10 protein-coding genes and 1 pseudogene are annotated in these 12533 nt (G+C 72.5%); 9 read left to right on the top strand and 2 right to left on the bottom strand.

Annotated elements, in window-relative coordinates; all coding sequences use genetic code 11:
• Positions 1-83 precede the first annotated feature (83 nt).
• Together ABTY62_RS24460 and ABTY62_RS24455 are read right to left on the bottom strand one after the other, a co-directional pair.
• Positions 84-737: pseudogene (locus ABTY62_RS24460) on the bottom strand (RibD family protein); the annotation flags it as partial.
• Positions 734-1483: a creatininase family protein gene (locus ABTY62_RS24455; RefSeq protein WP_352131570.1), complete on the bottom strand. Its 750-nt coding sequence runs from the start codon at positions 1481-1483 to the stop codon at positions 734-736. The gene ABTY62_RS24455 and the pseudogene ABTY62_RS24460, both read right to left, overlap by 4 nt.
• Before the next feature lie 170 nt (positions 1484-1653).
• Here ABTY62_RS24455 and ribA point away from each other — a divergent pair, with 170 nt between their 5' ends.
• From ribA to ABTY62_RS24410, 9 genes are all read left to right on the top strand, one after another.
• Entirely contained in the window at positions 1654-2310 is a 657-nt protein-coding gene (ribA, locus tag ABTY62_RS24450) for a GTP cyclohydrolase II (protein WP_311728669.1), read from the top strand.
• 425 nt (positions 2311-2735) lie between these two features.
• Complete coding sequence (locus ABTY62_RS24445; RefSeq protein WP_352131569.1) at positions 2736-3332, top strand: antibiotic biosynthesis monooxygenase; 597 nt, start codon at positions 2736-2738, stop codon at positions 3330-3332.
• A gap of 70 nt (positions 3333-3402) precedes the next feature.
• Entirely contained in the window at positions 3403-5673 is a 2271-nt protein-coding gene (gene pabB / locus ABTY62_RS24440) for an aminodeoxychorismate synthase component I (protein WP_352131568.1), read from the top strand.
• Positions 5670-7220 carry an AMP-binding protein gene (locus tag ABTY62_RS24435; RefSeq protein WP_352131567.1) on the top strand — a complete coding sequence of 517 codons (1551 nt, stop codon included), beginning with the start codon at positions 5670-5672 and terminating at the stop codon, positions 7218-7220. Before pabB ends, ABTY62_RS24435 begins: the two co-directional genes overlap by 4 nt.
• A gap of 64 nt (positions 7221-7284) precedes the next feature.
• Positions 7285-8883 (top strand): class I adenylate-forming enzyme family protein, encoded by a 1599-nt coding sequence (locus ABTY62_RS24430; RefSeq protein ID WP_352131566.1) that lies wholly within the window; start codon positions 7285-7287, stop codon positions 8881-8883.
• A 1-nt stretch (position 8884) separates the two neighbouring features.
• Entirely contained in the window at positions 8885-10111 is a 1227-nt protein-coding gene (locus ABTY62_RS24425; RefSeq protein ID WP_352131565.1) for an FAD-dependent monooxygenase, read from the top strand.
• Between the two features lie 14 nt (positions 10112-10125).
• A complete protein-coding gene (locus ABTY62_RS24420) occupies positions 10126-10992 on the top strand; it encodes an aminotransferase class IV (RefSeq protein WP_352131564.1) in 867 nt (288 codons plus the stop codon).
• Positions 10989-11462: a carboxymuconolactone decarboxylase family protein gene (locus tag ABTY62_RS24415; protein WP_352131563.1), complete on the top strand. Its 474-nt coding sequence runs from the start codon at positions 10989-10991 to the stop codon at positions 11460-11462. The genes ABTY62_RS24420 and ABTY62_RS24415 overlap by 4 nt, the downstream gene beginning before the upstream one ends.
• A 275-nt stretch (positions 11463-11737) precedes the next feature.
• Entirely contained in the window at positions 11738-12475 is a 738-nt protein-coding gene (locus tag ABTY62_RS24410) for an SAM-dependent methyltransferase (RefSeq protein ID WP_352131562.1), read from the top strand.
• The last annotated feature ends 58 nt before the right edge of the window (positions 12476-12533 follow it).

The following is a 12533-nucleotide window of genomic DNA, read 5'->3' as shown; positions in this document are numbered from 1 at the left end:
CCGGCGAAGCGCAGCCCGGGGACGCCGTCGCCGAGCAGCACCGGGGCCACCGTGACGTAGAGCCGGTCCAGCGCCCGCTCGTGCAGGAACCGCGACACGGTGACGCCGCCGCCCTCGATCAGCACCCGGCCAAGGCCGCGGCGCGCCAGCGCCTCCACCAGGCGCCGGGGCGCGAACGCCTCGCTGTCCGGGAGGGTGAGTATGTCAACGCCGACGCTGTCGCCGTCGCCGTGCGCCGGGTGCCGGCCGTGGCCGCTGTCCGCGGCCACCACCCACAGGGTGGGAGCTGAGCCATCCGTGAACACCCGGCGTTGCGGTGGCACCCGGCCGTGCGGATCGAGGACGACGCGCACCGGGTTGGTCCCCGTGCAGGCGCGCACCGTGAGTTGGGGGTCGTCCGCGATGGCGGTCCCGGCTCCGACGACCACCGCGTCGGCGAGCGCGCGCAGGTGGTGCAGATGAGCGCGGTCCTCCTCCCCGGTGACATAGTCGGCGTCGCCCGTGCGGGTGGCGATGAAGCCGTCGAGGCTCTGGCCGAGTTGCGCGAAGGTGAGGCGCGGGCCGGCCAGACACAGCGGCAGATAGCGGTCGGTGAGCGCCCGCGCCGCGGGCGAGGCCTCTTCCCGCCAGCGCCGGGCGCCGTCGGGGCCGCGGACCAGGCCGGCGGCCTCGGCGTCCGCCGCGGACCGGATGGCGCGCAGCCGCTCCCAGGCCGCCGCCTCGTCGAGCACGGTCATCGCGCCTCCTTCTCGGTCAGCAGGGAGAGGTATTCGGCGAAGGAATCGACGAGTGCGGTGAGGAGTTCCTTTCCCTTCCCGGCGGACGCCAGGGAAGGGCGGCCGATGACTCCGGATTCCGTGTAGGCCGGCATACCGAGGGTGAGCAGATGTCTACGGTCGTCGGCGAGGAAATCAGCGGATTCATATCCGGGGCGGACGAGTTCGGAGTGAGCATGCAGGAGAATGGATGTCTCTACTTCCCCGGCATGCATATCGCTCGGTGCCGGGGTCTGGATTCCGGCTTCGGTGCGCGCGGTGTTCCAGTCCGCGGACCCCGGGAAAAGCGCCATGCGGGTACCGGTGGCGGCGGATTCCTGAACCACGTTGCGCAGCACGTAATTTCCGCCGTGCCCGTTGACCAGAACCAGGGCGTCGACACCGGATCGGCGGAGCGAATCGGCGATGTCCCGCACGACGGCGTGGAGGGTCGCGGCGGAAATGCTGACGGTTCCCGGCCAGGCCGCGTGCTCATGCGAACAGGAGATGGTGAGCGGAGGAAGGAGAAGGACCGGATATGCGGCGGCGATCTCCCGGGCTATGGTGCAGGCGATGACCGTGTCGGTCACCAGGGGCAGAAATGCGCCGTGTTGCTCGAAGCTGCCGATGGGGAGGACGGCGACGCCGGCCTTCCGGGCCCGTATGTCCTCGGTGGTGTCCGGCGGCAGCAGGCCCGGGGCCTGCGGTCGCGTTCCCGAACCGGTCATGTCTCTTTGGCCTTTCGCTCTGCGTTCCGTGTTTGTGCGCGTGATGCCAGGCTACGCGGTCCGGCGCACTTTCATCGACCGAACGTGATGAACCGGACAGCGAGTTGGTTTCCTTTGTCATTTTCGCGCACACCGCGAGTATTTTCCCGTTTTCCAGTTAGGATCAGAACATGACAGAAAGCGATGGCCCGTTCGGCGAGAACACTCGACCGTCAGGCGTCGAACGAGTGGCACAGGTCCAGCTGTCCACCGAGTACGGCGTTTTCCGCGCGGTCGGCTACCTGGACTGCATTCGCGGAGACGAACAAGTGGCGCTGGTTTACGGCGATATCCAGGGAGACAGAGCGCTCACCCGCGTGCATTCGGAGTGTCTGACCGGAGACGCCTTCGGCTCACGGCATTGCGAGTGCGGCGATCAGCTGTCCGCGGCGCTGCGCGCCATCGTGAGCGAGGGACGCGGCGTTCTGATCTACCTCCAGGGTCACGAGGGGCGTGGCATCGGGCTGCTGGCCAAGCTCCGCGCGATGCAACTCCAGGCGGAGGGGCTGGACACGGTGGAGGCGAACCTCGCGCTCGGACTCCCGGTCGACGCCCGCGACTACCGGGTGGCGGCGGACATGCTGCACGACCTCGGCGTGCGGTCCGTGCGGCTGCTGTCGAACAACCCGCGCAAGCGGGAGGCGCTGGTACGGCATGGCATCAAGATCGCGGAGCAGGTGCCGCTGCTGATCCCGCCGCGCGAGGAGAACCTCGCCTATCTCCAGGCCAAAGCGGACCGCCTCGACCATCATCTGCCGCATCTGAACGGCATGGCCGAACGCTCCTGACGGAAGCGTGGCCGGCGCCCGGGGCGCGGTGATCGGTGATCGGTGATCGGTGACCCAAGGTCCGGATCACTCATCACCGATCACCGCACCCCGGGCGGCCGCCGCACGGAAACTCACCCGCCGCGGAAATATACACCGCGCGCCGCCCCTCGGTCCCGAGAAAACCTTTCTTCGCGGGCGGCTATCGCCAGAACCCCGGGTAACGCCCAGGTCACGGTCTTTCCTTCGCTTAATTATATCCGTTGGTGAGCATTTCGCTCGCAAAGCATGTCCGGTGTGCGACACTTCGAGTCGTCCGCAGCAAGGACCCGCCGAGAAAGCGTTGTTCCGGCAGGCCCGATGCGACGGAAGCGGCCGTCGGCACGGCCTTTTGGCGACGGCCCGCAGTCGGGCCGTACGCTGCCCGGAAAGGAGTTGCGGCTGGAGTGGACAGTGAACCGGTCACGGTGACTGCCGCATACCGAGTGGACCCCGGCCAGGAGAGCGAGTTCTACGCCTGGGCCATTGCGATGCTGAATGTCACGGCCCGCCTTCCCGGTTACCTGGGCGGCGGCGTGCTGGGCTCCGGGCAGGGCCGCGCGGAGTGGCATGTCATCTACCGATTCGACAGAGAAGAATCCGCCCAGGCCTGGGAGTACTCGATGGAACGCGCCCGCTGGGCGGCCCGGGCGGGGGCCTTCGTACAGGAGACCGGGGTGCAGCGCATGGCCGGTCTGAAGAACTGGTTCGAAGGGCCGGTGCGGCCACTGCCGCCGCCCCCCAAATGGAAGCTCTGGCTCGTGAATTTGAGTGCGGTTTTCCCTCCCGTCCTCATGTTCAATGTGTTGGTGATCCCATTCCTGGCCGACACCAATTTCCTGCTGCGGACCCTTGCACTCTGTCTTGGCGTGACCGCGATGGTGACCTGGCTTGTTATGCCGCGCCTGCAAATGCTCCTGAAGAAGTGGCTCTATCCGCCGCTTCAGTCGATTCGGGGGCGTCACAAGCGGGTGGCGGCGAACGGCCCACGTTCGCGCCGGTAAAGCGCGCGGACCACGGGGGCCCCGGCCGAGGCGATGGCCCGGCCGGTAGTAAAGCGAGGAGGCAATACAGATGGACGTGCTGAAGACGCTCCTGATCGACCATCACGACTCGTACACCTACAACCTCTTCCAGTTGCTCACGGAGGTGAACGGCGAGGAGCCGACGGTGGTCCTCCACGACGCGCCGGAGCTCCTGGACCTGGTCGACCGTTCGGCCCTGTCCACGTTCGACAACATCGTGGTGTCGCCCGGCCCCGGCCATCCGGCCGACCCACGCGACTTCGGGGCCACCGCCCAGGTGATCGACCGGTCCCCGGTCCCGGTCCTGGGGGTGTGTCTGGGCCACCAGGGCATCGCGCTCGGCGCCCAGGCCCGGGTGTTGCCGGCCCCCGAGCCCCGCCATGGACATCTCTCCCGGATCCGGCACGGTGAGCGCGGGCTGTTCCGCGGACTCCCCCAGGACTTCACGGCGGTGCGCTACCACTCGCTGTGCGTGGCGGAGCCGCTGCCGCTGCCCCTCCAGGCCATCGCCTGGTCCGAGGACGGTGTGCTGATGGCGCTGCGGCACCGCACCCGGCCGCTGTGGGGTGTGCAGTTCCATCCGGAGTCCGTCCTCACCGGATACGGCCACCGCATCCTGGCCAACTTTCGCGATCTGACCCGCGAATACGCGGCGATGACCGCGGACGAGCCGTCCTCGCCCCCGCGCGCCCGCCCCGCGGCCGGCCCGGTGAAACACCCGGCGTTCTCAGACACGGCCGCCGCTGCCGCCACCGCTGCCGCATCCGAGACCACCCGGCAGCCGGTGGCCGCCGCGGACGGCGTCGGCTACCGGCTGCACTCCCGGTGGCTGGCCGTCCCCATCGACGCGGAGGCCGCCTTCACCCGCCTGTACGCGGACGCGCCGCGCGCGTTCTGGCTGGACAGCGCGCGGACGCGGTCCGGCGAGGCCCGCTTCTCCTTCCTGGGCGACGGACGGGGCCCGCTGTCCGAGTTCGTCCGCTACGACGTGGACCGGGGCGAGTGCGAGGTCGAGCGGGCCGGGGAGCCCGCGACCCGGGTGTCCGGCAGCGTCTTCGACTACCTCAAGAAGGAGTTGGCGCGCCGCCACGTCGACGCCCCCACCCTCCCGTTCGACTTCGCCGGCGGCTACATCGGGTACTTCGGCTACGAGCTCAAGGCCGACTGCGGCTCCCCCAACCGGCACCGGGCGAAGACCCCCGACGCCTGCTGGCTGTTCGCCGACCGGTTCCTCGCGGTCGACCACCAGGAGGGCGTCACCTACGCCCTGTGTCTGACCGAGGACACCGCCGAGGGCCAACGCGAGGCCGCGGAGTGGCTGGACGACACCATCACCACGCTCACCGGCATACCGGTGGGCGGCGAGCTCGCCCCGCCCCCGACGCCGTCCGCGGGCGACACCGCCGCCGTCGAGCCCTGGCTGGTGCGGGACCGGGAGCGCTACCTGGCCGACATCGAGGCATGTCTGCGGGAGCTGCGGGCCGGGACGAGCTACGAGATCTGTCTCACCGACTCGGCCTGGCTGCCCGCGCCGGACGACTCGTACGCCTTCTACCGCGCCCTGCGCCGCGTCAACCCGGCGCCCTACGCGGCCTTTCTGCGGTTCGGCGAGGCGGATGTGGCGTGCGCCTCCCCTGAGCGCTTTCTGCGCATCAAGCCCGACAGGACGGCCGAGGCCAGGCCGATCAAGGGAACGGCGCCGCGCGGCCGGAACGCCGACGAGGACGCCCGGGCCCGGGCCACCCTGGCCACCAGCCCGAAGACCCGCGCCGAGAACCTGATGATCGTCGATCTGCTCCGCAACGACCTGGGGCGGGTCTGCAAGCCGGGGACCGTGCGCGTCCCCGATCTGATGCACACCGAGAGCTACGCCACCGTGCACCAGTTGGTGTCCACCGTGCGCGGCCGGCTCCACGAGGACCGGGACGCCGTCGACTGTGTGCGGGCCTGCTTCCCCGGCGGCTCCATGACCGGCGCGCCCAAGACGCGGACCCTGGAGATCATCGACCACCTGGAGACCGAGGCGCGCGGCGTCTACTCCGGGGCGCTCGGCTTCCTCAGCTGCAACGGCGCGGCAGACCTCAACATCGTCATCCGCACCGCCGTGTTCACCGACGGCCGGATGCACATCGGCGCGGGCGGGGCCGTCGTCCTGGCGTCCGACCCGGCGGAGGAGTACCAGGAGATGCTGGTGAAGACGGCCGCGACGATGCGCGCCTACCGCGCCGCGGGCGCCCTGCCCCCCGCGGAGCCCGGCCCGGCGCTCCTGGCCGCCGCCGCGCCCGGCGGCCGCACCTCCGCCGAGGAGGCGGACCGGTGACCGCCCCAGCCGCGCCCGCGCCCCGGCCCGCGCAGGCGCCCGCGCCCGCCAATCTGGCCGAGTACCTCGCGGTGCGCGCCGAGCGGGAGGGGTGGTCGGCCCGGCCCGCCTTCGTGGAGGGCCACCGTGTGTGGACCCACGGCGAGATCCATGACCTGGCCGCACGCGTCTCCACCGTGCTGGCACGGCGGGGAGTGGCGGCGGGCGACCGGATCCTGCTCGCCCTGCCCGACGGGGTCCCCTGGGTGAGCACATTCCTGGCCACGGCGCGCCTGGGCGCGATCGCGGTCCTGGTCAATCCCGCGCTCACGGCCGACGAGCACCGCTTCATGGCCGAGAACTCCAAGGCGGTGCTCTGTGTCTCCGGGCCCGGCATCGAGGACCACTTCGAGGCGGATCGCTGGCTGGGGGCGGACCACCTGTCGGCGCAGGCCTGCACCGCTCCCCCGGCCACCGCCGCGCAGCCGGTGACCGCCCGCGCCCCGCTGTACATCCAGTACACCTCGGGGACCACCGGGCCGCCCAAGGGTGTGGTGCACTGCCACGGCGACCCGGCTGCCTACTGGGAGCTGATCGGCCAGGACGTCCTGGACATCGGCCCGCAGGACGTGACGTTCTCCGTGTCCAAGCTGTTCTACGCCTACGGGTTCGGCAACGCCTTCGTCTTCCCCCTCTTCTCCGGGTCGTCCGCGGTGCTGACCGGGGGCCGTCCGGGACCGGCGCTCACCGACGACCTCGTCGCCCGCCACCGGGTGACCGTCCTGTACTCCGTGCCGTCCGCCTACGCGGCGCTGGTGGACGAGCGGGGCGCCGGGCACACGGCCTGCTTCTCCTCGGTGCGCGCGGCCGTCAGCGCCGGTGAGGGGCTGCCCCTGACACTGGGGGAACGGGTCGGCGAGCTGCTCGGCGCGCCCGTCCTGGAGCAGATCGGCTCGACCGAGGCCGGGCACGCCTTCTGCGCCAACACGGTCTGGGACAACTCCCCCGGCACCGTGGGCCGTCCGGTGCCCCGGTTCGAACTGGAGGTGCGCGACGGCACCGGCGCCGCCGTGCCGGACGGCGCGGACGGCGAACTGTGGGTGCGCGGCCCGACGGTGACCCCCGGCTATCTGGGGCTGCCGGAGGAGTCCAGGGCCCGGCTGGTCGGCGGCTGGCTGGGCACCCGGGACCGGGTGCGCCGTGAGCCGGACGGCAGCTACCGCCATCTGGGGCGGGTCGACGACCTGGAGATGGTCGGCGGGATCACGGTCTCGCCGCTGGAGGTCGAGAACGTGCTGCGGCATCACCCGTCGGTGCGGGAGGTCGCGGTGGCCGCCGTGCCCGACGACCGCGGGGCCACGCGGCTGCACGCGTTCGTGGTCCCCGCCCTGCCCGCGGGGAAGGGCCCGGGGATCGACGGGCGGGCGCTCAGCGCGGATCTGATCGCCCTGGCCCGGCAGCGGCTCGCCTCCTTCAAGGCTCCCCGCGCGGTGCATCTGGTGCCTTCGCTGCCGCGCACGCCGTCGGGCAAGCTCCGCCGCCATCTGGTGCGGCAGGGGTCCTGGTGAGCGGCGGGCGCCCCGCGCCGAGGCCCGCCTTCGTGACGTACATCGAACGCGTAAGGAACCGGAAATGTTGCGACAGCTGATTCCCGAACACGGTTTCTACATCGGGCTGATGTTCCGGGAGGCCGCGGCCCGGCACGGCAATGTGCCGGTGACCCTGGACCGCCCCCTGGACATCGCCCCCGGGGCCGGTAGGGAACTGGGCTACGCCGAACTCGCCGACCTGGTCGACGACATGGCCGGGCGGCTGTGGGCGGCCGGGGTGCGGCCGACCGAGCACGTGGCGGTCCACAAGTCGGACAACGTCGACATCGCGCTGCTGGCCTGCGCGGTCTCGCGGATCGGCGCGGTGCCCGCGCTGTTGTCGCCCTCGCTGGACGGGGCGGTCACCGGGGTGCTGCTCGACCGGCTGCACGCGCCGTGGCTGATCACCGACCGCGCGACGCTCGAGGGCCCCCTGAGCGGGCTGGACACCGGGCTGGCGCGCGGTGTGCTGACGGTGGACGACGCACCGGACGGCCCGGGACACGCGGTCGAGCTGGCGAAGTTCGGCGGGGCGCCGCGGCGGCCCGCCGTACGCCTCCACCCCAGGGAACCCTCCCTGATCACCCACAGCTCCGGGACCACCGGGATCCCGAAGCTGGCGGTGCACTGCCCGTACACCATGTGGAACCGGCTGGTGCCGCAGAAGGCGCTGGGCAGGCCGACCCGTGGCGAGCCCGCAGCGCTCCACATGTCGCATGTGCACTCCCGCTTCTACCATCTGCTGGGCGTGCTGCTGCACTTCGGCAGCCCGCTGCTGCTGCTCGTCGACCCGGACCCGGAGCAGGCCGGCCCGCTGCTCGCGGCGCACCGCCCCGGCATCGTCGAGACCCATCCCAACACCTTTGTGCTGTGGGAGGACCTGGCCACGGCTCCCGGCGCGCCGCTGTCCAACGTCCGGGCCTACGGCTCCACCTTCGACGCGATCCATCCGCGCACCGTACGGCGGCTGCTGGGCGCGTCCCGGCGCCGCGCGCCGCGTCTGGTGCAGCTGTACGGGCAGAGCGAGACGGGGCCGGTGGTGTTCCGCCGGCACACCCGCCGCGGCGCGGAACACACGAGCGGGCGGCGGGTCGGCAACGCGATCCCCGGGTTCACCCGGATCCGGGTGGTGGACGAGCGCGGCCGCACGTGTCCGCCCGGCACTCCCGGGGCCATCGAGGCCCGCACCCGGGGCCGTATCCTCACCTACCTCGGCGCACCCGAGCAGTACGCCCGGCAAGTCGACCGGGGGTGGTGGCGGATGGGCGACATGGGCTACCGGGACCGGTGGGGCGGGCTGTATCTGATCGACCGGGAGGTCGACCAGATCCCCGAGCTGGACAGCAACCTGGAGATCGAGGACGCGCTGCTGTCGCGGCTCGGCGAGCTGCGCGAGGTGATCATCGTGCCCGGGCCGGACGAGCGGCCCGTGCCGCTGGTGTGCACACGCGGGGACAAGCCGCTGGAGGACGGCCGGTGGCGGCAGGCCACCGCGGACCTGCCGCGGCTGTCCGCGCCGGTGCACTGCCGCTTCCAGGACCTGCCGAGAACCGGCACCTGGAAGATCAAGCGCCTGGAGATCGCCCGGCTGCTCGTCTCCGGTGAGCTGCCCACGCTCTCCCCGGCGCGGACCGGGGCCTGACGTGGCGGAGCGGCGGCCGGTCCTGGTGGTGGGCGCCGGGCCGGTGGGGATGACGGCCGCGCTGGCCCTCACCGCCCGCGGAGTGCCGGTCACCGTGGTGGAGGCCGGGCCGCGGGGGCGGGTGCGGCCCGGCAGCCGGGCGCTGTTCGTGCACCGGCAGTCGCTGCGGCTGCTGGAGCGGGCGTGGCCGGGGCTGGGCGCGCGCATCGCGGCGTACGGGACGACCTGGCACACCCGGCGCACGCTCTACCGCGGCCGCGAGGTGTTCGCGCGGACCAACTCCCCGGCCGCCGACGGCGGGGAGCTGCCCGCCTTCGCCAGCCTCCGCCAGGTGGACACCGAGCGGTTTCTGTTCGAGGCGTGTGTCTCGGCGGGCGTGGAGTTCTGCTGGGACGCGGAGGTGAGCGACGCCCGGGTGGCCGGGGATGAGGTGGTGGTGTCCGCGGCCGACGGGCGGCGCTGGAGGTCGGGCCATGTGGTGGCCGCCGACGGCGCGCGGTCCGCGGTGCGCCGGGCGCTGTACATCCCGCTGGAGGGCGACAGGTCCGAGGGATACCACGTGGTGGTGGACGTGGCGGAGCCGGGCGACGACGGGCTGCCGGTCGAGCGGGTCTTCCACTACGAGCATCCGGGCGTCGGCGGCCGCAGTGTGCTGCGGGTGCCGTTCACCGGCGGTTTCCAGGTGGATATCCAGTGCCGCGCCGACGACCCACTGGAGTCCTTCGGCAGCGAGGAGGCGGTGCGCCGGTGGCTGCCGCCGCTGGTCGGCGAGCGGTACGGGGACCAGGTCCTGTGGGTGTCGCGGTATCACTTCCTGCGCAAGGTGGCCGCGTCGTTCACCGACCCGAAAGGACGGGTGCTGCTGGTCGGAGAGGCAGCCCATCTGTTCCCGCCCTTCGGGGCACGGGGGATGAACAGCGGAATAGCGGACGCGGTGGCGGCGGCCGAGGCGGTGGCGACGGCGCGCCGCGATCCGTCGCGGGCGACGGCGGCCGTCGGCGAGTTCGCCGCGGCGCGGCGCGCCGCGGCGGTGTTCAACAGCGCGGCCGCCGAGACCGCGCTGGCGCACCTGCGGCCCCGGCGCTGGGGACGGGTCAGACAGCGCGCCGCGGCGGCGCTGGCCCCCGTGGTGCCGCGCTGCGGATCGTGGCTGGAGCACGCCCCCTACGGGCCGCGCCACGGACCGCCGGGCGCACTGCCCGGCAGCCCCTCGGCCGGTAGATACTGAACCCGGCTCGGATCATGAAGGAGCACGTGAGGATGGAGATGGCCGTGGTGTGGCAAGTCGGCCAGGACGCGGGGAGCGAGCCGGACATCCGGGCGCTGATGTGGTGCGAGGACCGCGGCCTGACGCCGTGCCGGCCGGTCCCGGACACCGCGCTGCTGGCCGCCGATTCATGGCTGGTCGACGAGGGGCGGGTGCGTGGCCTTGAGCGGCATCGCCACCGGTTCGTCACGGCCTGCGCGGAGGCCACCGGCGACTCCCCGGCGCGGATCGAGAGGTTCTGGCAGGAGGCGGTCGACGCGCTGCCGCGCGCCGGTGCGTGGTTTCCGCGGGTGGAACTCGCCGGCCCCGAACCGGCCCGGCTGTTTCTGCGGATACGGCCCGCGCCGCCGCGTACCGGGAGCGTGGCCGTGTGGGTGGACGAGGAGGCCGACCCACGGACCCTTCCCCGCCGCAAGGGGCCCGACCTGTCCCTCCTGGCCGAGCTGCGCGGGCGGGCCACCGGGCGCGGGGCGCAGGATCTGATGCTCACCACGCCGGACGGGCTGGTGCTGGAGGGGACGACGGCGAACGTCCTGTGGTGGGAGGGGGACGTCCTGTGCCGTCCCTCCACCGAGCTGCCGTTGCTCGCGGGCGTGACAACGGCCCTGATCGAGGAGCGGGCCACGCGGCTGGAGGTGGCGGTGGAGCACCGCCGGCCCACCGCGGCGGACCTGGACGGCCGTGAGGTGTGGTTCGTCAACGCCCTGCACGGCATCCGGCCGGTCACCGAGTGGCTCGGCAGCCCCCTGCGTGCGGGGCCGGCCCGGCACGCGGCCTCCTGGCAGTCCTGGCTCGACACGGTGGCGGAACCGCTGCCCACGACGAATGGAGATTTCCGATGACGATGGCTCCCGGTACGGCACCGACGCCCCGGATGAATCTGAAGCAGCTGACGCCCAAGGTCTCGTCGGCGATGGGCGAACTGCACGCGGCGGCGGCGCTGGCGGCCGCGGAGGCGGGGGTCGAGCCCGAACTGCTGGAACTGATCAGGATCCGGGCCTCGCAGCTCAACGGCTGCGCCTTCTGCCTCGACCTGCACACCAAGGACGCCCGCGCCCACGGCGAGAGCGACCAGCGGCTCCACACGCTGAGCGCCTGGCGCGAGACGCCGTTCTTCACCGAGCGGGAGCGGGCCGCCCTCGCGCTGACCGAGGCGGTCACCTCGGTCCAGGACGGGCATGTGCCGGACGATGTCCACCGGGCCGCGTGCGAGGTGTGGGACGAGCCGCAGGTGGCGGCGATCATCTGGGCCGCGGTCGTCATCAACGCGTACAACCGCATCGCGATCAGCACCCGGATGATCCCGGGCTAGCGGGTGTCCGGCGGGGCTTTTCCCCACCCCGCCCCTTCCTGGTTCCAGTCGATGTGCGGCTCCGCCGCGTGGGGGGCTTTGCCCCTGGACCCGGGTCCGGGGCAGCGCCCCAGTTTCGGGAAGGGGCGGGGTGGGTGGAGCTACGCCGATGCGCGGCTCCGCCGCGTGGCGCCGCAGGCGCCACGATCCGCCGGACAGGGCCGAGTCCTCGGGGCATCGCGCCCGTGAGGGAAAACCAGATGCGGGCCGGGCGTGAGGGCTGGCAATCTGCCGCGGTGAATCGTGAAAAGATCTCCAGACTCGCCCACGCCGACCACTCGATCGCTTCCCCCGTCGCCGACGACGCGGTGCGCCGGCTGCTCGAAGTGGGCCTGCCGCGCGGCGACGAACGGGTGCTCGACCTCGGCTGCGGCGGCGGGGAGTGGCTGCTGCGCGCGTTGGCCGCGAACCCCAAGGTGCGGGCCGAGGGCGTCGATGTCTCGGAGCCCGCCCTGACCGACGCCCGCGCGGCGGCCGAGCGCCTCGGGGTCGCGGACCGGCTCGTCCTCCACCAGCAGGAGGCCGACGGGTTCACCTCCCCGCACTCCTTCGACCTCGTGCTCAGCGTCGGTGCCGCCCACGCCTTCGGCGGGCTGCTCCCCACGCTCGAGGCGGCACGCCGCCATCTGGCCCCCGGTGGGCGCGTCCTGATCGGTGACGGCTACTGGGAGCGCGAGCCGTCCCCGGAGGCCGTCGAGATGCTGGGCGAGTTCGACGACCTGGCGACCACCGTGGACCGGGTCGTCGCCGACGGATGGACCCCCGTCCACGGGCACGTCAGCACGCGCGGGGAGCTGGACGCGTACGAATGGGCCTGGACGGGGTCGCTGGCCGCCTGGGCGCTGGACCACCCCGAGGACCCCAGCAGCGCCCAGGCGCTCGAGACGGCCGCCGAACACCGCACCGGGTGGCTGCGCCACTACCGGGACTCCTTCGGCTTCGTCCATCTGATCCTGCGCAGGACCGAGGCGTAACCCGGCGCGCCCGGCCCGCCCGCTCCGCCACGCCGCGGCCGATTGCCGTCATGGGGCG

It is taken from the genome of Streptomyces sp. NPDC097640 (assembly GCF_040302705.1).
GTDB lineage: Bacteria > Actinomycetota > Actinomycetes > Streptomycetales > Streptomycetaceae > Streptomyces.
Note: the sequence above shows the minus strand (reverse complement) of the source record. Positions and strands in the feature narration are given on the sequence as shown.